This is a genomic window from Serpens gallinarum (assembly GCF_014836765.1).
Taxonomy (GTDB): Bacteria; Pseudomonadota; Gammaproteobacteria; order Pseudomonadales; family Pseudomonadaceae; genus Serpens; species Serpens gallinarum.
Genome location: NZ_JACSQG010000004.1, coordinates 169,487 through 188,762, shown reverse-complemented (window position 1 = coordinate 188,762; position 19,276 = coordinate 169,487). Strand labels below are relative to the sequence as shown.

The window sequence follows — 19,276 nt, the reverse complement described above, 5'->3', positions numbered from 1 at the left end:
CTATGTGGCGTGTGAGTTTTTTTGTCGCACCCAATTGATGCGTGGTTTTCTCGATGTTCGCAGGGGGAAGAACAATGAAAATGAAACGTACATTCACGGTGGCCATTGCGGCCCTTGGGTTAGGGATTGCCAGCGCCCATGCCGTGGACGGCGACGCCAAGTCCGGCCAGCAGGCGGCTGCCATCTGTGCCGCCTGCCACCAGGTTGACGGCAACGGCATGAACATCCCAGGCGGGGAATCCTGGCCGCGTTTGGCCGGGCTGGATGCCGATTATCTGCTCAAGCAACTGCAGGATATGAAGAGCGGCAAGCGCACCAGTGCGACCATGACGCCGTTCGCGAACATGCTCAGCGAGCAGCAGATGCGCGATGTCGCGGTGTATTTCAGTCAGTTGCCCACTCGCTCCGCCAAGGGCGGAGAAAAGGCCAGCGCCGACGAGCTGGCCCACGGCGAAAAACTCGCGACCGTAGGCGACTGGGATCGCTACATCGTGCCGTGCCAAAGCTGCCACGGGCCGGACAACCAGGGTGTGGGCGCGCACTTCCCGGGAATTGCCGGACAGCACGCCGATTACCTTGCCGGCCAATTGCGCGCCTGGAAGAACGGCACGCGTGACAATGATCCGCAACATTTGATGCTGGCCATTGCCGAGCGTCTGGACGAGCGTGACATCCGTGCGGTGTCGCAGTGGCTCTCGCGTCAATCGGCCCGGTGATCAGGAGCGAATCGATGAACATCTCCACACGTTATTTTCCACAGGCCTGGGCGTTCGCCGCTCTGGTCAGCCTGGTCAGTCTGAATGTGCAGGCCGAGGCGCGTTATCCGGCCAATGTCCCGCAGCCCAAGGAAGGGCAGTTCGTGCATGTACCGCCCACCATGGAAGACCTGGAAAAAAACAACATGCACCCGGAACTCAAACGGGTGATTCGTCGGGGGCATGACCTGTTCGTGAACACCCAGCAACTGCGCGGCAAGAACGTGTTCAACAACATGAACTGCAGCAGTTGCCACATGGGCGAAGGGCGTCAGCCGTTTGCCGGTCCGGTGTGGCCGGCGGCGGTCACTCTGCCGGACTTTCGCGGCAAGAACGGTCATGTGAATAACCTGGAGGAGCGCATTGCCGGCTGCTTCAGCTACTCCATGAACGGCAAGCCGCCCGCCTATGGCAGCGATGACATGATTGCCCTGGCGGCCTATCACCAGTGGCTGGCCAAGGGCGTGCCCATGTATCCCGAGGGCCAGATCTATGGGCGTGGCTACCCACGCCTGCCAGAGCCGGCCAAGGGCATGGACTATGCCCGCGGCAAAAAGGTCTTCGAAACCAATTGCGTCATGTGCCATGGCGCCGACGGCAGCGGCCTGGTGCAAAATGGCAAGGTGGTGTTCCCGGCTACCTGGGGCGACGGCTCGAATAACTGGGGGGCTGGCCTGGTCCGGCATTTCACCCTGGCCTCGTTCGTCAAACACAACATGCCGCTGGGCCGGCCGAACAGCTTGAGCGATCAGGACGCCTGGGATGTGGCCTATTACATCAACAGCCAGGAACGTCCGCAGGAGCCCCGTTACACCGGCGATGTACGAGAAACCCGCGAGAAGTATCTGAAGACCTTTCACGCGAACACCAGCTACGGCCTGAAGGTGAACGGTCGACTGTTGGGTGATCATGACAACGTCGGCGAAAAGGACTTCCTCAAGCCCGACGTGCTGCGGCCACGCACCTTTACCGCAGAGTAACGAGGGCAGTCCATCGCGCTCGGTCGACGGGCTGTGAGCCTGCCTGCTGTGCTAAACGCCACGTCTTCCTGCTTGGGAGACGTGGCGTTTTTATTGGCGCGAATTTATTGGTTGTGTTTGCTGGGGCACTCGTTACGCAGGGGTGGGATGGAAGTGCGCAGTGACCGGGCAGCCTGCCGCAAGAGGTGACTTCGTCGGCGGGTGTTTACGATCGGCGCTGATTACGGACATGCTGCCCGTCAGGCAATGGCCTTGTTGCGTCGGGTCAGCAGCCGCTTGATGAGATGCGTCAACAGCGCCACCAGCAGCACCAGCAGGCTGCCGAGCAGAACGTTGAGCAGACGGCTTTGTGGATCGTTCCAATCCAGCGCCAGGCTTTCGCGCAACAGCAGGCAGCACAGCGTGGTCTGCAGGGAAAACAGCAGGTAATGGTTGGCCTGCAGCGCACGGTTGAAGAACAGTACGGGCAGCAGGCAGGCGCTCAGCATCAGCGGGGTGAGTAGGCTATGCCCAACGGCGGTGAGCAGCGCGCTGGCGATCAGCACCACCACAACTGTTTGCAGCACGCGCTTGAAGCTGGGCACCACATTCAGCTGCAGGGTAATCACCACGGTCAGGCTCAGCCAGTAGCCATGACCCAGTTGCAGCACGTCATTCAGCCAGCCGGCTACGCCAAGGGCCACCATGCACGCCAGTGCGTGCAGGGCCCATTGCTGTTGGGGGGCTTGCCGAGCATGGTTGCGCAGCACCTTGAGCACGGCGAGCAGGCGCGGCATGGGAGGCCAGGTGGGCAAGGCATGCAAGCCGCGCAGGATGAAGGCGAGCAGGGTGGTCCACAGGCCGCCGAGAATGAACAGGGCGGACACCGCCGCCGGCGAATGCAGGTCCCCTTCGCCGTAGCTGCCCTGGCCCAGGCACAGGCAAACCGCCAAGGCCAGGCCGAGCTTGCCGGCCTCGTTGCCATAGCGCTGCAAGAGGGCCAATAGCAGCCCCATGGCGGCGAACAACATCAGGCTGGCCAGGGGTTGCGTGCCCGACCAGTACCCCACACCGGCGCTGCAGGCGCCCACGAGCGTAATCAGCAGCATGCGCAGCATGCCAAAGCGATGCAGGGGGTTGGCCAGCGATGCCTGGAAAGCGCCCAGCGCAGCCCACAGAAACCCGTTGTGGCCACTGACCAGACCCAGTGCCAACGGCAATGCACAGCCGACAGTCGCCATGCTGGCGATGCTCCAGGCCGAGGCACGGATTCGCCAGCGACGGGCGTGAGGTCTAACCTGGGCCATATCAGCAGCGAAGGCAGGCAAGGAAGTAACGAGGCGAGACGTTATCAGCTTGCGTAGGGTACGGAACAACACGCGGCGCTACCCACACCACGGGTTTTAACGGCCTACAGAGAATTCCCCGGGACATTACATTGAGCTTCCTGTCAGGCCATTCGGGCATCTGCGCAAGACGCACCTGGCTGTTGCAGAAGAATATTGCGACGGCTAAACCCTTATACGGACGACCCATGGGCAGCCTCGTATCACCGCCATACGGCTGCTGCGCTTGGCTTGCGCCTGGAGGATAGACTGGCCGTTATGACGAATGTTCAATCACAGCGGCCTGGCGCGCCCCGTCAGTTCCAGGGCCATTTCACTGGCGTAGCTGTCGGTCATTCCCGCGATGAAGTCGATCATACGCAAAAAGGCATGGTGCAACGGCCGGCGGGGATCAGGGGCATTGTTGCCGAGCAAATCCAGAACCCGCCGATGCTTGAACGAGGGCGTGCGCCCGCCGTGCTGTTCCAGCGCGGCGCCGCAAAAAGCGTTGAGAAGGATTTCCAAAGTGGTGTAGGCGCCGATCTCATGCAAGGTCTTGCGTTTGTCCTGAAAGATCTTCTCCCTCGCGGTGGCCTTGGCTTGCTGTACGCAATAGCGCGCCGGGCCATGCATGTGTTCGACCAAATCGCCGCGTAGTGTACCGGCCAGCAGGCTGTCGCGCTGTTCGACGAAGGCACGAGCTGCAGCGTTGGTCAAATGCTCGATGGCCTTGCCGCGCAGGATCGCTAGCTTGCGCCGCCGCGAGTCGTTGGGGCCGAGCATGCGGTAGGTTTCCGGCAGGTCGTCACCCACCAGACCGAGCAGCAGTGACTCGACTTCCGGATAATCGAGCAGGTTCATCTCCAGGCCGTCTTCCAGATCGATCAGCGCGTAGCAGATATCGTCCGCCGCCTCCATCAGGTACACCAGAGGATGTCGGGCCCAGCGGTGCTCGGCAATTTGTGGCAGGCCTAGCTTCTGAGCGACATTCTGCAGAATCGGCAATTCGCTCTGGTAACAGCTGAACTTGTGTTTCTTGTAGCCCTGGGCTTCGGCGTGCTGCGCGCTCCAGGGGTATTTGAGGTAGGTGCCCAGGGTGGCGTAGGTAAGGCGCATGCCGCCGTCGAACTGGTGATATTCCAGTTGGGTGAGCACACGGAACCCTTGGGCGTTGCCCTCGAAATTGAGGAAGTCGCTGCGCTCGATTTCGCTCATCTCGTCCAGCCAGCCGCGTCCGGCAGCCTGCTGAAACCAATGGCGGATGGCATCTTCGCCGGAATGGCCGAAGGGCGGATTACCGATGTCATGGGCCAGGCATGCGGACTGCACGATCATGCCGAGGTCGGCGGGGTCGCACCAGGCGGGTAATTCATCCCGTAACACTTCGCCGACGCGCATACCCAGGGAGCGGCCGACGCAGCTGACTTCCAGCGAGTGGGTCAAGCGGGTATGGATATGGTCGTTGCTGGTGACCGGGTGCACCTGGGTCTTGCGACCTAAACGGCGGAAGGCGCCGGAAAAAATCACCCGGTCGTGGTCCTTGTGGAACGGACTACGTCCAGGTTCTTCGCTGCTGAGCGGCTTGCCGAGACGTTCTTGGTTAAGCAGGGTCTGCCAGTCCACAGGCCTATCCTCATCCAGGGAAAGGCCGTTAGCTTCGACGTTAATGAACCACCCTGCAAGCGAGCCGGCGAGTGGCGCAGGGGTGACGGTTGGCAGGGTGGACAACAGTTTCGATTGCTCACCGAGCCCTATCGTTGGAGGTGGAAAGTGGCCTACGGGCCTCCTCGGAAGTTGTAAGAGCCAGCTTGCTGGCTACTCGTTGCAATCAAGTCCGTCATCGTCAGCAAACTGGCTCCGACCTGATGGAACCGATGGCGCGGCTGACTCACATTGCTAAAGTCGATGCTGGATTGGCCGGCGTTGCAATGTGGGGTGGGGATTGCCGTTCTCTGCTTTTTTTTGCATGGCGCGCACCACCGGATAGACCAACAGGCCGACCCGGGCAAGCTTGCCGATGACTCCCAGACGTTTGCCGAACAAGGCCAGAAACGCGGTGCCGGCGAGCATCATCGGCGTGGTGTTGCTCGCTCGCGACTGCGAAGAGCTGGCGCTGAACAATTGGCGAAGGCCGTTCAACGGGTGGCGGATGGGCTCAGAGTGGTAGCGCAATTGCTGGCGGTGCATTTCCATGCGCAAGCGCACCAGCTCCTTGCGTTGTTCGTGCAGCGGTGGGGTAGTGAGGGGGCTCATGGCAGCAGGCGCTCCCGGTTGCGGGCCAATTCTTCCACGGTGGCATGAAAGAGTTTTTCTCCCTGGCGAGCCAGATGCACGACCTTGACCAGGCAGATCGCCAGGCCGATGGCATACAGCACGCACAGGGCAATGATGGCGAGCATGCGGTGGGTTTCCCAGGCGGCGATCACGATGGCTGCCGACAGGCCTATCACCACCAGCAAGCCAAAGATCAGGCTCAGCGCGGCGTAGATAAACAGACGGAAGGTACGCGACTTTTCTTCCTTGAACTCCAGGCCGAACAGTTCCAGGTGACCCTGCAGCAGACCGAGCGCCGCGCCACCGAGCCGCTTCAGGGAGGGCTCGGTGCCTGGCTCGCCAGTGGGGGTGGTTGCGTCCATCACAGGACCTCTCAGCGCCGCGGAGCAGTTAACAGGCCTAGCAGGAAGCCCACTCCGGCAGCGATGCCCAACGATTGCCAAGGGTGGGTGTAAAGGTAATCCTCGGTGGCCTGCCGGGCCGCCTGGCCTTGCTCGCGCATGCTCGCTTCGCTGTCCTTGAGCATTGACTTGGCCCGTTCGATGTTCTCGGTGATCTTGCCGCGCAATTCTTCGGTTTGCCCGCCAGCACTGTCCTTGGTCTGGTTCAACAAACGCTCGGCATCGCCAATCAGTGTCTGAAACTCCGCTCGCAAGGCCCGCTGCGCGTCATGCAGGTTGCGCCGGTGGGCTTCCTTGTCGATGGGGGACCGGGATTGGGTATCGAACGAGCTCGAGGTGTCGGGCTGTTGGGACGGGTCAAACGGGTCGTTCAGGGCCATGGTTGTCTCCTGATGCCGATGGGTGTCTTTGTTTCTGAGCATCGAAGCGGAGCAAGGTTCCTTGAGAGAAAGTGAGACTCCGTGTTGCGAACGAATTGTCCGACGTAGCGTATGGAGAGCGGTCAAGCGTTATCCGCGTAGGGTGCCGGTGTAGCGCTCCATATAGCGGGCGACCAATTGCGCCTCGGTGAGCACGGGCGGGGCTCGGCGAATGCCGCTGAGCTCGCTGAGGTGCTCGCCCATGTCGCGCGTTTCGGCGTTCGCCGACTGCGCGCAGCATTCAACCATGCGGGGCACCGCATCACTCTCACTGATATGGATGTCCAGCGCCAATTCTTGGCGTAGCTGGCGCCGTATGTGTTGCATGCACGCGAGAATTTCCCTGGTGAGTTCCACAAAGAATCTCCCCTCTTATGTGTTGTGCTAGTGGCATGACGAGCCGAGCAAGAGCCATACCAGACCGCGCCATGCTCCGCATGCCCGTGGGTTGCGGTTGTCCTGTGGCGGGATGTGCTCCGTACTGGTGCGTCTGGTAACGCCTTGCAGGGTCATTTGGGGCAGAAAGGCCCGATTCAGAGCGCGGCACGCTAAACTGCATGGATCAACGTGAGGAGTATTGCGATGCCCCCTGAATGCCAACTCTTCGGCACCCTGGGCTGTCATTTGTGCGAAGTGGCTGAGGCTCTGCTGATGCCTTTTGTCGAGCACGGCCTGTTGGTCGAGCTGGTGGATATCGCCGAGCATGAGGAGTGGATGGAAAAATACGCACTGACCATTCCCGTCCTGCGCCGCTGCGACACTGGCGCGGAATTGAATTGGCCGTTCGATGGTGAACAGGTAGTGGAGTTTTTGCGCTAGCCATTTGCCGATTGCCAGCCCATAGGGTTAACGACATCCACCCGGCTAGGTGAACAATAGAAACGTCGTTCAGGTACAGGCAACGGCCCCGTAGTGGCGTGCAGATGGCGTGAGCGCAGCGGTTCGTTTTCCGTTAATGCTGATGCAGTTCACTGGCCGGCTGAGCGTGGCCGCCATGACCCATCAGCCACGCCTGGTGTGGCCCGGGCAGCGTCCACAAGCCGAAGAGAATCACCAGCAGGCCACCGGCGATACGCACGCCGCGTTTGCGCAGCAGGGCGGTAAGGCGCTCGGCGGCAAGCCCGGTCGCCAGAAGCACCGGCCAGGTGCCGAGGCCGAAGGCGAACATCAACAGCGCGCTGTCCAGGGCATTGCCCTGGCTGGCAGCCCATAACAGGGTGCTGTACACCAGGCCGCAGGGCAGCCAGCCCCACAGCGCGCCGAGAATCAATGCGCGGGGCACGCTGCTCACCGGCATGAAACGCCTGGTCAGCGGCTGGATAAACCGCCACAAGCCACGGCCCAGGGCCTCGATGCGCGTCAGACCACTCCACCAGCCGGCCAGGTATAGCCCCATGCAAATCAACAGCAGGGCTGCGACCACACGCAGCGTCATGGCGGCCGGACTGCTGGCCACGGCCCAGCCGGCCAGGCCAATCAGCAAGCCAGCGGCGGCATAACTGAAAATTCGCCCAAGGTTGTAGCCCAGCAGCAGCCGCACCCGGCGCCCGCGCTGTTCAGCCGGGATAGCCAAGGTCAGCGCGCCCATCAGGCCGCCACACATGCCCAGGCAATGGCCGCCCCCCAGCAGGCCGAGGATCAGCGCCGAAACCAGCTGCGGGGCGAGTTCAAGCACGCGGGTCGTCCTGCTCCGGTTGTTTGTCGTTGGCCTTGTCGACACCGGCCAGGTGCTTGGGATCGTCGTCGTCGAACAGGATGCTGTGGGCGGGGCTGTCCAGGTCATCGTACTGACCATTGTCCACGGCCCAGAAGAATAGCCAGATGGCCAGGCCGACGACGATGACGGCCACGGGAATCATGAAATACAGAGCGGCCATGGGAACCTCCGGTAGGCTGCGAGCGGCGTCAATCCGCCGTTGCTGGCGAAAGTGCCGTGCCGGCGCTGGCCTGGTGTCCAGGTGTGGGCTGGCCAGACAGGCGCAAGGCATTCAACACCACCAGCAGGGAACTCACCGACATGCCGATTGCCGCCCAGGCCGGGGTTACCCAGCCAATGGCGGCGAAGGGCAGGATCAACCCATTGTACGCCGTTGCCCAGCCCAGGTTTTCAATGATGATGCGCCGTGTACGCCGGGCAATCGGCAGCGCCTGGACCAGGCTGTCGAGTCGGTTGGAGAGCAGCACCGCGTCCGCACTGGTCTTGGCCAGGTCGGTGGCCGAGCCCATGGCCACGCTGATATCGGCGGCGGCCAGTACCGGCACGTCGTTGACGCCATCGCCAAGCATCAGCACTTTGCGGCCTTTGCTGCGCAGTTGCTGCAGGACCTCAAGCTTGGCATCCGGTGTAAGCCCGCCACGAGCCTCTTCAATACCCAGTTGGCGGGCAATTTCACCGACCATCGGCGAGCTGTCGCCCGACAGCAACAGGATGCGCCAACCCTGTTCGCGGCAGGCCTCGATCAGCGCCGGCGCATCGGCGCGCAGACGGTCATCGAGTACCAGCCAGGCCAGCGGGCCTTGTTCATCGCCGAGCAACAGCCACTGGCCTTGGTCACCGGGAATCGCCGGCGCCGGTTGGCCGTGCAGCGCGGCAACAAAGTCCGGCTGGCCGATACGCAGGCGACGTTCCCGGACCCAGCCTTCAAGACCCAAGCCGGGGTGGCTTTCCACTTGGTCGGCGGCCTGTGCGGCGCGGCCGAACGCGCGAGCGATGGGGTGTTCGGAGCGGTTTTCCAGCGCGGCGGCCAAGGCCAGGCAGGCATCCTGGTCAAGGTCACGCAATGGGTGGATGGCGCGCAGGGTCAGACGGCCTTCGGTGAGCGTGCCGGTCTTGTCGAAGATCACCGTATCGATCTGGTTGAGGCCTTCCAGCACATGTCCGCGGGTGAGCAGCAGGCCGAGCTTGTGCAGACTCCCGGTGGCGGCCGTCAGCGCAGTGGGGGTGGCCAGGGACAACGCACAGGGGCAGGTGGCGACCAGTAGGCTGAGCACCACCCAGAAGGCGCGGTCCGAGTCGATCTGCCACCAGACGAGGCCAATCACAGTGGCCACCAGCAGCACGATCAGCAAGAACCAGTGCGCAACTCGGTCGGCCAGTTCGGCCAGGCGCGGCTTTTCGCTCTGGGCGCGTTCCAGCAGGCGCACGATGGCTGACAGCCGCGTGTTATCACCCAGCGCCTGTACTTCCACGGTCAGCGGACCTTCCACGTTCAGGGTGCCGGCGGTGACCTGATCGCCGACACCACGCGGCAGGGGCAGGTATTCGCCGGTGAGCAGCGATTCATCGACGCTCGACTGGCCACTGAGGATGCGTCCATCGGCGGGCAGCAGGGCGCCGGGCTGGACCAATACCTGGTCGCCCAGTTGCAATTCGCTGAGCAGAATGCGCTGGCTCTGGCCGTCAGCGTCCAGGCGCAGGCAAGAGCCCGGCAGCAGGTTCACCAGCTGCGCGGTGGCCGCAGCGGTGCGTTCGCGGGCGCGGCGTTCAAGGTAGCGGCCGGCGAGTAGGAACAGCGCGAACATGCCCACGGCATCGAAATACAGCTCGCCCTGGCCGGTCAGCGTCGACCAGATGCCGGCCAGGTAGGCGCCGCCAATGGCCAAGGACACTGACACGTCCATGGTCAGGTGACGGGTGCGCAGGTCGCGCCAGGCACCGCGGAAGAATTGTCCGCAACAATAGAAGACGATCGGCGTGGTGAGAATCAGCGCCGTCCAGCGCAGGATCACGTGGAAGCTGTGGGACAGGTCGAGGTTGAATTCCGGCCAGGTGGCCATGGTCGCCATCATGACCTGGAACCACAGCAGGCCGGCCATGCCGATTTGCCGCAGGGCGCGGCGGTTCTCGCTGGCCAGTTGTTCGGCAGCCTTGTCGGCCTGGTAGGGGTGGGCCGCGTAGCCGACCCGGCGCAAGCTTTTCAACAGCTCGCTGAGGGGAATCTGACTGTCAGCCCAGCGCACCTGCAGGCGGTGATTGGACAAGTTGAGCCGCGCTTCGGCGACGCCCGGTAGGCTGCGCAAGTGCTTTTCGATCAGCCAGCCACAGGCGGCGCAACTGATGCCTTCCACCAGCAGGCAGGTCTCGGCGAGGTCGCCCTGGTGCTGGACGAAGGGCTGCTGAACGTCGGGACGGTCGTACAGCGCCAGTTCGTCGCTGAGTTCCTGGGGAAATGCCTCGGGATTGGCCGACGGTTCGCTGCGGTGTCGATAATAGCTTTCCAGGCCGCCCTGGACGATGGCTTCAGCCACTGCCTGGCAACCGGGGCAGCAGAACTCACGGCGCTCGCCCAGTACCGGCGCGACAAAGCGGCTGCCGGAGGGAACCGGCAAGCCGCAGTGGTAGCAGGGGGTCGGATGGCTCATCGTGGCGCGGTTCAGTCGCCGAGGCTGACCGGTTCGCCGGACTGCAGATCCTTCTCTTCATACAGGCGCCAGGCCTGGCCGCCTTCCTGGCCGAGCAGCTCGATGAAACGACGGCCCTGGATGGTGTCGTCCTGCATCATGCCCTGGTAGCGACCCTCGCCTTGCGGTTGCAGGATGATGCGCCGGTCCTTTTCTTCCTGGGTCGGCGAAATCACGTTCAGCTCCAATTGCGGCGGGTTGCTGTAGCCGTCGAGCTGCAGCGTCGCCAGACCGGTCTCGTTATCGAGCGTGAGCATGGCTTTGAGGTTCAGCTTGCGCGCCAGTTGTTCTCGCTGCAGCGAGGTATTGATGCCCTTGCCGACGTCATAGTAATTGTCCACCACCATGCTCACCGGGTTCTTGATGGCGATTACCAGCAAGCTGGTGCCTAGGATCACGGCCATGGCAAGGATGCCGATGACGAACCAGGCCCAGAACTGCTTGTACCAGCGACTTTCGGATTGCGACTGCATACTAGCCCTTTTGCTTTAACGGACGACGGGGCCGATGAATCGGCTGTCGGCGTCATTGTTGATGCGTGCGTCATCCGCGGATTGGACGCGGAAGAAGATGGTGTTGGTGCTCGACGGCAGTTTTTCCGGCTCGATGGACAGCTCCACCGGAACCGAGAGCACTTCGCCGGCAGCGACGCGCACTTCACGCTTGCCCTCGAAAACCAGGCCGTCGAGGCCATCGGCATTGAGCGTGAAGATCATGTCCTGTTGTGCCTTGTTCATGATTTTCACGGTGTAGACGTTCTCGATGCGGCCTTCCTCGTTCTCGCGATACAGCACGCGGTCCTTGAGCACGTCGATTTGCACCAGCGGGCGGGCGGCTACGGCATAGATGAACAGACCGATCATGGCCAGCAGTGCAGCGGCGTAGCCGATCAGGCGCGGACGAATGAGATGGGTTTTCTGACCGGCCAGGTTGTGCTCGGTGGTGTAGCTGATCAACCCGCGCGGGTAGTCCATCTTGTCCATGATGCTGTCGCAGGCGTCGATGCACGCGGCGCAGCCGATGCATTCGATCTGCAGGCCGTTGCGGATGTCGATACCGGTCGGGCAGACCTGCACGCACATGGTGCAGTCGATGCAATCGCCCAGGCCTTCGGCTTTGTAATCGGCGCCTTTCTTGCGCGGGCCACGGGCCTCGCCGCGGCGCGGATCGTAGGAGACGATCAGCGTGTCCTTGTCGAACATCACGCTCTGGAAGCGAGCGTAGGGGCACATGTAGATGCACACTTGCTCGCGCAGGAAGCCGGCGTTGCCGTAGGTGGCCAGGGTGAAGAAACCGATCCAGAACAGCGCCCAGCCGCTGACGTCGAGGGTCAGCAGGTTGGGGACCAGTTCGCGGATCGGTGTGAAGTAGCCGACGAAGGTGATCGCCGTGGCCAGCGCGACGCCCAGCCAGATGGCGTGCTTGGCGAGACGGCGGAAGAATTTGTTGGCGCTCATCGGCGCCTTGTCCAGCTTGATGCGCTGGTTGCGGTCACCTTCAGTGACCTTTTCGGCCCACATGTAGACCCAGGTGAACACGCTTTGTGGGCAGGTGTAGCCACACCAGACGCGACCGGCAAACACGGTGATGAAGAACAGGCCAAAGGCACAGATGATCAGCAGCGCGGACAGCAGGATGAAATCCTGGGGCCAGAAGGTGGCGCTGAAAATATGGAATTTACGCTCGGGCAGGTCCCAGAACACCGCCTGGCGGCCGTTCCAGTTCAGCCACACCGTGCCGAAATAAAGCAGGAAGAGCAGGGCGCCGCCGAAACGGCGGAAGTTGCGGAACACGCCGGTAAAGGCGCGGGTAAAGATCTTTTCACGCGTGGCGTAAAGGTCGACGCTTTCGGCCGATTTGACCGTAGGAGTCACATTTCTAACGGGAATCTGTTCGCTCATCAGTACGTACCACAGCTTTAAGTGGATGCCCTGGGTGATGCATGCCACCCAGGGTCAATTAGCCAGCTACCTATGGTACGCCTGAAGGTTCCTTTTACAGTGCGACCTTAGGTCGCATTGGAGCGTTAGTTTTTCTCTCCAGCGCTCTGAGACAGGCTGTACACATAGGCAGCAAGCAGGTGCACCTTGTCGTTGCCGAGGAAGGCTTCCTGGGCCGGCATGTGACCGTTACGGCCGTGGCGCAGGGTCTGCGAGATCTGCGCGAAGCTGGAACCGTACAACCATACGCGGTCGGTCAGGTTCGGTGCGCCTAGCATCTGCAGGCCCTTGGCATCCGGACCATGGCAGACTACGCAATTGGTCTCGAAGATCTTTTGACCTGCGGCAAGATCAACCTTAAGTCCTTCCGGATTTTCCAGGCCAGACAGGCTGCGTACATAACCCGCAGTGTGGCGGATGCCGTCTTCGCCAATCACGTCCTTCCAGCCCGGCATGGCGGCGGTGCGGCCGTGCAGGATGGTGGTCTTGATGGTGTCCGGCTCGCCGCCGTAAAGCCAGTCGTCGTCGGTCAGGTTGGGGAAGCCATAGGCGCCCTTGGCGTCGGAGCCGTGGCATACCGAGCAGTTGGAGGCGAACAGACGACCGCCCATTTTCAGGGCTTGCTCGTCCTGGGCCACTTCGGCCACCGGCATGGCGGCGTATTTGGCGAACAACGGGCCGTACTGCTCGTCGGCCTTGGCCACTTCCTTTTCCCACTGGGCAACGCCCGTCCAGCCATTTTCGTAGCCGGGCAGGATGCCTTTCCAGTTACCCAGGCCAGGGTACAGGGCCAGGTAACCGAGGGAGAAGACGATGGTGCCGATGAACATCATGAACCACCACTTGGGCAGAGGATTGTCATATTCCTCGATGCCGTCGTAGGTGTGTCCGGTGGTTTGCTCCGAACTGTCCGGACGCTGGCCCTTGCGGGTCGCGAACAGCAGCCAGGTCAGCGCCGCAATGGTGCCGAGGCTGAGAATGGTGACGTACCAATTCCAGAAACTGGTCATTCGTTATTACTCCGGGAATCTTTTTCTTCGCGCTGGTCGGACTTGGGCTCATCGGCGAAGGGCAGGTTGGCGGCTTCGTCAAAACCCTTCTTGCGTTTGCTGTTGTAAGCCCAGAGCACCACGCCGATGAAGGCGATGAATACCACCAGGGTTCCGAGACCGCGTATGAGCCCAATTTCCATAGCTGCGTTACCGTTTGTTCGTGAGCGAGGTGCCAAGGACCTGCAGGTAGGCAACCATGGCGTCCATTTCGGTCTTGCCCTTCACGGCATCCTTGGCAGCGGCGATGTCTTCGTCGCTGTAAGGCACGCCCAGGGTGCGCAAGGCCTGCATTTTCTTGGCGGTGTCCTTGCCGTCGAGGCGGTTTTCCACCAGCCAGGGGTAGGACGGCATCTTCGACTCGGGCACTACGTTGCGCGGGTTGTACAGGTGCGCACGGTGCCAGTCATCGGAGTAACGACCGCCGACACGGGCCAGGTCCGGACCGGTACGCTTGGAGCCCCACAGGAACGGGTGATCCCAGACGCTTTCGCCGGCCACGGAGTAATGGCCGTAGCGCTCGGTTTCAGCACGGAACGGACGGATCATCTGCGAGTGGCAGCCGACGCAGCCTTCACGGATGTACAGGTCGCGGCCTTCCAGTTGCAGCGCGGTGTAGGGCTTCATGCCTTCCACCGGCTCGTTGACCACGTCCTGGAAGAACAGCGGGACGATCTGGGTCAGACCGCCGATGCTCACGGCGATGATCATGAAGAAGGTCAGCAGACCGATGTTCTTCTCGAGTATCTCGTGCGATTTCATTAATGGGCTCCTTGAACCGTGAACTTCGCAGCGGCTTCAATTTCTTCAGGCTTGGCCGCGCGCACGGTGCGCCAGGTGTTGTAGGCCATCAGCAGCATGCCGGTCAGGAAGAACGCGCCGCCCAGGGCACGTACGAAGAAACCGGGGTGGCTGGCTTCCAGCGCTTCAACGAACGAATAGGTGAGGGTGCCGTCTTGGTTGACTGCGCGCCACATCAGGCCCTGGGTGATACCGTTGACCCACATGGAGGCGATGTACAGCACGGTGCCGATGGTGGCCAGCCAGAAATGGGCGTTGATCAGCGGGATGCTGTACATCTCTTCGCGGCCGAACACCTTCGGGGTCATGTGGTACAGGGCGCCGATGGAAATCATTGCCACCCAGCCGAGGGCGCCGGCGTGTACGTGGCCGATGGTCCAGTCGGTGTAGTGGGACAGGGCGTTGACGGTCTTGATGGCCATCATCGGACCTTCGAAGGTCGACATGCCGTAGAACGCCAGGGACACGACCAGGAAACGCAGGATCGGGTCGGTGCGCAGCTTATGCCAGGCGCCCGACAGGGTCATCATGCCGTTGATCATGCCGCCCCAGCTGGGCGCCAACAGGATGATCGACATCACCATGCCCAGGGACTGCGCCCAGTCCGGCAGTGCGGTGTAGTGCAGGTGGTGCGGACCGGCCCAGATGTACAGGGTGATCAGCGCCCAGAAGTGCACGATGGACAGGCGATAGGAGTAGACCGGACGGCCGGCTTGCTTGGGTACGAAGTAGTACATCATGCCCAGGAAGCCGGTGGTCAGGAAGAAGCCCACGGCGTTGTGCCCGTACCACCACTGCACCATGGCGTCAGTGGCGCCGGAGTAGAGGGAGTAGGACTTGAACCAGGTAACCGGGATTTCCAGGTTGTTGACGATGTGCAGCATCGCCGTCACCAGGATGAACGCGCCGTAGAACCAGTTGCCCACATAAATGTGCTTGGTGGTGCGCTTCATGATGGTGCCGAAGAACACGACGGCGTAGGTGATCCAGACAATCCCGAGGAGGATGTCGATCGGCCATTCCAGTTCAGCGTATTCCTTGGAGCTGGTGAAACCCTGCGGCAGGGTGATCACCGCCAGGACGATAACAGCCTGCCAGCCCCAGAAGGTGAATGCGGCAAGGCCATCGGAGATCAGACGCGCCTGGCAGGTGCGCTGAACCACGTAAAAGGAAGTGGCCATCAGAGCGCAGCCGCCAAACGCGAAAATCACCGCGTTGGTGTGCAGCGGACGCAGACGACCGAAGCTGAGCCAGGCCGTGTCGAAGTTGAGCTGCGGCCATACAAGCTGGGCGGCGATTAACACACCTATACCCATACCAATGACCCCCCAGACCACCGTCATAATGGCGAACTGGCGGACCACCTTATAGTTATAAGCAGTCTGATTGATTGCTGTACTCATTTTTGGGGTTCCACGGTTAGAGGCACGCACGAGGCGAAAAACGGCGGCAAGTATGGAGAAACCGGGTAGTCAATGCAAACGAGTTGGCATTTCTGAACGGTTTCCGGGCCCATATAAATCAAGGCTTTGCGTCCAATTTGAGGCTCAATGAAAACCTCTGGTCGGAAAACCAGATCATTGGGACATTGTCGCGGTCAAGTTGCGGCGGATATGGTACGGCGACTAGCCCGAATAGGGGCAAATGAGCGACCAAGTGCGACAATCCGTCACATCGAGTCGTAGGGGGTTTGTGCAGGAGGCATCAATCCCGGAGAGCGTTATAGGGCACTTCCCTGTGCCCTTTCAACTGACCGCTTATTGCTGCGACAAGCTCAGTACATAGGCGGCCAATACATGCACCTTGTCTTCGCCAAGGTACTGCTCCTGAGCCGGCATCTGGCCGTTGCGGCCATGGCGGATGGTCTGCTGCAGCTGGGCCAGGCTCGAGCCGTAAATCCAGCCGGCCGGGCTGTTGAGTGCGGGCGCGCCGAGCATGGCCATGCCTTCGCCGTTGGCGCCGTGACAGACCGCGCAGGTGCTGGCGTAGGTCTGCTGGCCGGCTTGCAGATCGACCTCGGTGCCTTCCTGAAGTTTCAGGCCGGCCAGATCCTGACGCACATAAGCTGCGACGTTTTTCACACCGTCTTCACCAATGACTGCGCCCCAGGCCGGCATCACGCCTGTACGGCCGTGCAGAATGCTGCTCTTGATGTCGTTGGGCGAACCGCCCCAGCGCCAATTGTCATCGGCCAGGTTGGGGAAGCCCATCGAGCCTTTGGCATCCGAGCCGTGGCAGATCGAGCAGTAGGTGGCGAACATGCGTCCGCCCATTTTCTGCGCGTGTTCATCCCGGGCTACTTCTTCCAGCGGCATCGCCGCGTATTTGGCGAAGATCGGCCCGTATTGGCCATCGGCGCGCGCGACTTCGCGTTCCCATTGCGCCACTTGGCTCCAGCCGTTTTCATAGCCCGGCAGTACGCCTTTCCAGTTGCCCAGGCCGGGATACAGGATCAGGTAGAGCACGGCAAAGCCAATGGTGCCGATGAATAGCAGGAACCACCATCTAGGTAGTGGGTTGTCATACTCCTCGATGCCATCGAACGAGTGGCCCATGGTCTTTTCGGTGGTGCCTTTGGATTCGCCCTTGCGGGTGGCAAAAACCAACCAGAGCAGCGCCACCAGGGAGCCGAGGGTGAGCAGGGTGATATACCAGCTCCAGAAAGAAGTCATTCTTGGTTACTCCTAGAGACTTGCTGGTTGTGCGAGACGGGTTCGGGGTCGTCGGCAAAAGGCAGGTTGGCGGCTTCGTTGAAGGCGCTCTGCCGCTTGCTGTTGTAAGCCCAGGCCACCACGCCAATGAAGGCGGCAAACACCAGAATGGTTCCCAGGCCACGCAGTATCCCGATATCCATTCGCCGTTACCGTTTGTTCGTGAGCGCAGTGCCGAGCACTTGCAGGTAGGCGACCATGGCGTCCATTTCGGTCTTGTCTTTCACCGCGTTGCGGGCTCCGGCGATGTCGTCATCGCTATAGGGCACGCCGAGGGTGCGCAAGGCTTTCATCTTGGCCGCGGTGTCCTTGCCGTCGAGTTTGTTCTCTACTAGCCAGGGGTAGGCGGGCATGATCGACTCGGGCACCACGTTGCGTGGGTTGTACAGGTGCGCACGGTGCCAATCATCGGAGTAACGACCGCCGACACGGGCCAGGTCCGGACCGGTACGCTTGGAGCCCCACAGGAACGGGTGATCCCAGACGCTTTCGCCGGCCACGGAGTAATGGCCGTAGCGCTCGGTTTCAGCACGGAACGGACGGATCATCTGCGAGTGGCAGCCGACGCAGCCTTCACGGATGTACAGGTCGCGACCTTCCAGTTGCAGCGCGGTGTAAGGCTTCATGCCTTCCACCGGCTCGTTGACCACGTCCTGGAAAAACAGCGGGACGATCTGGGTCAGGCCGCCGATGCTCACGGCGAGGATCATGAACAGGGTCAGCAGACCGATGTTCTTCTCGAGTTTCTCGTGCGATTTCATTAATGGGCTCCTTCGACCGTGTACTTCGCGGCAGCGGCAACGTCTTCAGGCTTGGCTGCACGGACGGTTTTCCAGGTGTTCCAGGCCATCAGCAGCATGCCGGAGAAGAACAGGGCACCACCGATTACCCGCACCACAAAGCCTGGGTGGCTGGCCACCAGGGTTTCGGCGAAGGAGTAGGTGAGGGTGCCGTCTTCGTTCACTGCGCGCCACATCAGGCCCTGGGCGATGCCGTTGACCCACATGGAGGCGATGTACAGCACGGTGCCGATGGTGGAGAGCCAGAAGTGGGCGTTGATCAGTGGGATGCTGTGCATCTCGTCGCGGCCGAACACTTTCGGGATCAGGTGGTACAGGGAGCCGATGGAAATCATCGCCACCCAGCCGAGGGCGCCGGCGTGCACGTGGCCAATGGTCCAGTCGGTGTAGTGGGACAGGGCGTTGACGGTCTTGATCGACATCATCGGACCTTCGAAGGTCGACATGCCGTAGAACGCCAGGGACACCACCAAAAAGCGCAGGATCGGGTCGGTGCGCAGCTTATGCCAGGCGCCCGAAAGGGTCATCATGCCGTTGATCATGCCGCCCCAGCTCGGCGCCAGCAGGATGATCGACATCACCATGCCCAGGGATTGAGCCCAGTCCGGCAGCGCGGTGTAGTGCAAGTGGTGCGGACCGGCCCAGATGTACAGGGTGATCAGCGCCCAGAAGTGCACGATGGACAGGCGGTAGGAGTAGACCGGACGTTGGGCCTGCTTGGGCACGAAGTAGTACATCATGCCCAGGAACGCGGTGGTCAGAAAGAAGCCCACGGCGTTGTGCCCGTACCACCACTGCACCATGGCGTCGGTGGCGCCGGAGTACAGGGAGTAGGATTTGCTCCAGGTAACCGGGATTTCCAGGTTGTTGATGATGTGCAGCATCGCCACCACAAGAATGAAGGCGCCGAAGAACCAGTTGCCGACATACAGGTGTTTGACGTTACGCTTGAGCAGCGTTCCGAAGAACACGATGGCGTAGCTGACCCAGACGACGGCGATCAGGATATCGATCGGCCATTCCAGCTCGGCGTATTCTTTCGAGGTGGTCAGGCCCAGCGGCAGGGTAATCGCCGCCAGCACAATCACCAGTTGCCAGCCCCAGAAGGTGAACGCCGCCAGTTTGGGGGCGAACAGGGTGGTCTGGCAGGTACGCTGCACCGAGTAATAGGAGGTGGCGAACAGGGCGCAACCGCCAAAGGCGAAGATCACCGCATTGGTGTGCAGCGGACGCAGGCGTCCGAAGCTGGTCCAGGGGAGGTCGAAGTTGAGAAGTGGCCAAGCCAATTGGGCGGCGATGAGAACGCCGACGAGCATCCCGACGATGCCCCACACCACCGTCATGATGGCGAATTGGCGGACCACCTTATAGTTATAGGCGGTACTGGTTGCTGTGTTCATGTATGGGCTTCCATCCACGGTTTTGGGCAGATAGCTGCGCG

General features: G+C 61.5%; 22 protein-coding genes. 3 read left to right on the top strand and 19 right to left on the bottom strand.

All coding sequences use genetic code 11. The annotated features are described in order from the left end of the window. Positions 1–80: 80 nt before the first annotated feature. Positions 81–716 (top strand): c-type cytochrome, encoded by a 636-nt coding sequence (locus H9642_RS10175; RefSeq protein ID WP_251836330.1) that lies wholly within the window; start codon positions 81–83, stop codon positions 714–716. A 14-nt stretch (positions 717–730) separates the two neighbouring features. Continuing rightward, positions 731–1,735: a c-type cytochrome gene (locus H9642_RS10170; RefSeq protein WP_251836329.1), complete on the top strand. Its 1,005-nt coding sequence runs from the start codon at positions 731–733 to the stop codon at positions 1,733–1,735. A 239-nt stretch (positions 1,736–1,974) separates the two neighbouring features. Here H9642_RS10170 and H9642_RS10165 read toward each other — a convergent pair whose 3' ends face one another. The 6 genes from H9642_RS10165 to H9642_RS10140 all read right to left on the bottom strand — a co-directional run bounded on the left by H9642_RS10165 (position 1,975) and on the right by H9642_RS10140 (position 6,460). Beyond that, positions 1,975–2,955, bottom strand: coding sequence for an FUSC family protein (locus H9642_RS10165; RefSeq protein WP_251836328.1), 981 nt, complete (start codon positions 2,953–2,955; stop codon positions 1,975–1,977). Between the two features lie 378 nt (positions 2,956–3,333). Continuing rightward, on the bottom strand, positions 3,334–4,662 hold the full coding sequence (locus tag H9642_RS10160) for a deoxyguanosinetriphosphate triphosphohydrolase (protein ID WP_251836327.1): 1,329 nt from the start codon (positions 4,660–4,662) through the stop codon (positions 3,334–3,336). A gap of 273 nt (positions 4,663–4,935) precedes the next feature. Then, positions 4,936–5,292 (bottom strand): hypothetical protein, encoded by a 357-nt coding sequence (locus H9642_RS10155; RefSeq protein ID WP_251836326.1) that lies wholly within the window; start codon positions 5,290–5,292, stop codon positions 4,936–4,938. Further along, positions 5,289–5,675: a phage holin family protein gene (locus H9642_RS10150; RefSeq protein WP_251836325.1), complete on the bottom strand. Its 387-nt coding sequence runs from the start codon at positions 5,673–5,675 to the stop codon at positions 5,289–5,291. The genes H9642_RS10155 and H9642_RS10150 overlap by 4 nt, the downstream gene beginning before the upstream one ends. 11 nt (positions 5,676–5,686) lie before the next feature. After that, positions 5,687–6,094 carry an ElaB/YgaM/YqjD family protein gene (locus H9642_RS10145; RefSeq protein ID WP_251836324.1) on the bottom strand — a complete coding sequence of 136 codons (408 nt, stop codon included), beginning with the start codon at positions 6,092–6,094 and terminating at the stop codon, positions 5,687–5,689. 129 nt (positions 6,095–6,223) lie between these two features. Continuing rightward, positions 6,224–6,460, bottom strand: a complete 237-nt coding sequence (locus tag H9642_RS10140; protein WP_251836323.1) for a hypothetical protein — start codon at positions 6,458–6,460, stop codon at positions 6,224–6,226. A 255-nt stretch (positions 6,461–6,715) separates the two neighbouring features. Between H9642_RS10140 and H9642_RS10135 the strand changes: the two genes are divergently transcribed. After that, complete coding sequence (locus H9642_RS10135; RefSeq protein ID WP_251836322.1) at positions 6,716–6,952, top strand: glutaredoxin family protein; 237 nt, start codon at positions 6,716–6,718, stop codon at positions 6,950–6,952. A 133-nt stretch (positions 6,953–7,085) separates the two neighbouring features. Here the strand turns inward: H9642_RS10135 and H9642_RS10130 are convergent, their stop codons facing one another. From H9642_RS10130 to ccoN (H9642_RS10070), 13 genes are all read right to left on the bottom strand, one after another. Next, positions 7,086–7,808, bottom strand: coding sequence for a sulfite exporter TauE/SafE family protein (locus H9642_RS10130; protein WP_251836321.1), 723 nt, complete (start codon positions 7,806–7,808; stop codon positions 7,086–7,088). Beyond that, complete coding sequence (gene ccoS / locus H9642_RS10125) at positions 7,801–8,010, bottom strand: cbb3-type cytochrome oxidase assembly protein CcoS (RefSeq protein WP_251836320.1); 210 nt, start codon at positions 8,008–8,010, stop codon at positions 7,801–7,803. The genes H9642_RS10130 and ccoS overlap by 8 nt, the downstream gene beginning before the upstream one ends. 28 nt (positions 8,011–8,038) lie before the next feature. Continuing rightward, complete coding sequence (locus tag H9642_RS10120) at positions 8,039–10,495, bottom strand: heavy metal translocating P-type ATPase (protein WP_251836319.1); 2,457 nt, start codon at positions 10,493–10,495, stop codon at positions 8,039–8,041. Positions 10,496–10,506: 11 nt separating this feature from the next. After that, positions 10,507–11,007 carry a FixH family protein gene (locus H9642_RS10115; protein ID WP_251836318.1) on the bottom strand — a complete coding sequence of 167 codons (501 nt, stop codon included), beginning with the start codon at positions 11,005–11,007 and terminating at the stop codon, positions 10,507–10,509. A 15-nt stretch (positions 11,008–11,022) separates the two neighbouring features. Further along, complete coding sequence (gene ccoG / locus H9642_RS10110; protein WP_251836317.1) at positions 11,023–12,435, bottom strand: cytochrome c oxidase accessory protein CcoG; 1,413 nt, start codon at positions 12,433–12,435, stop codon at positions 11,023–11,025. Positions 12,436–12,560: 125 nt separating this feature from the next. Next, positions 12,561–13,484: a cytochrome-c oxidase, cbb3-type subunit III gene (gene ccoP, locus H9642_RS10105; RefSeq protein ID WP_251836316.1), complete on the bottom strand. Its 924-nt coding sequence runs from the start codon at positions 13,482–13,484 to the stop codon at positions 12,561–12,563. Further along, positions 13,481–13,666 (bottom strand): cbb3-type cytochrome oxidase subunit 3, encoded by a 186-nt coding sequence (locus H9642_RS10100; RefSeq protein ID WP_251836315.1) that lies wholly within the window; start codon positions 13,664–13,666, stop codon positions 13,481–13,483. The genes ccoP (H9642_RS10105) and H9642_RS10100 overlap by 4 nt, the downstream gene beginning before the upstream one ends. A 7-nt stretch (positions 13,667–13,673) precedes the next feature. Continuing rightward, positions 13,674–14,285, bottom strand: coding sequence for a cytochrome-c oxidase, cbb3-type subunit II (ccoO, locus tag H9642_RS10095; RefSeq protein WP_251836314.1), 612 nt, complete (start codon positions 14,283–14,285; stop codon positions 13,674–13,676). Beyond that, positions 14,285–15,727, bottom strand: coding sequence for a cytochrome-c oxidase, cbb3-type subunit I (gene ccoN / locus H9642_RS10090; protein ID WP_251836313.1), 1,443 nt, complete (start codon positions 15,725–15,727; stop codon positions 14,285–14,287). Before ccoN (H9642_RS10090) ends, ccoO (H9642_RS10095) begins: the two co-directional genes overlap by 1 nt. Positions 15,728–16,081: 354 nt before the next feature. Beyond that, positions 16,082–16,996 carry a cytochrome-c oxidase, cbb3-type subunit III gene (ccoP, locus tag H9642_RS10085; protein WP_251836312.1) on the bottom strand — a complete coding sequence of 305 codons (915 nt, stop codon included), beginning with the start codon at positions 16,994–16,996 and terminating at the stop codon, positions 16,082–16,084. Continuing rightward, positions 16,993–17,178 carry a cbb3-type cytochrome oxidase subunit 3 gene (locus H9642_RS10080; protein ID WP_251836311.1) on the bottom strand — a complete coding sequence of 62 codons (186 nt, stop codon included), beginning with the start codon at positions 17,176–17,178 and terminating at the stop codon, positions 16,993–16,995. The genes ccoP (H9642_RS10085) and H9642_RS10080 overlap by 4 nt, the downstream gene beginning before the upstream one ends. A 6-nt stretch (positions 17,179–17,184) precedes the next feature. Further along, positions 17,185–17,796, bottom strand: coding sequence for a cytochrome-c oxidase, cbb3-type subunit II (ccoO, locus tag H9642_RS10075; RefSeq protein WP_251836310.1), 612 nt, complete (start codon positions 17,794–17,796; stop codon positions 17,185–17,187). After that, positions 17,796–19,235 (bottom strand): cytochrome-c oxidase, cbb3-type subunit I, encoded by a 1,440-nt coding sequence (gene ccoN, locus H9642_RS10070; RefSeq protein WP_251836309.1) that lies wholly within the window; start codon positions 19,233–19,235, stop codon positions 17,796–17,798. Before ccoN (H9642_RS10070) ends, ccoO (H9642_RS10075) begins: the two co-directional genes overlap by 1 nt. Positions 19,236–19,276: the final 41 nt, after the last annotated feature.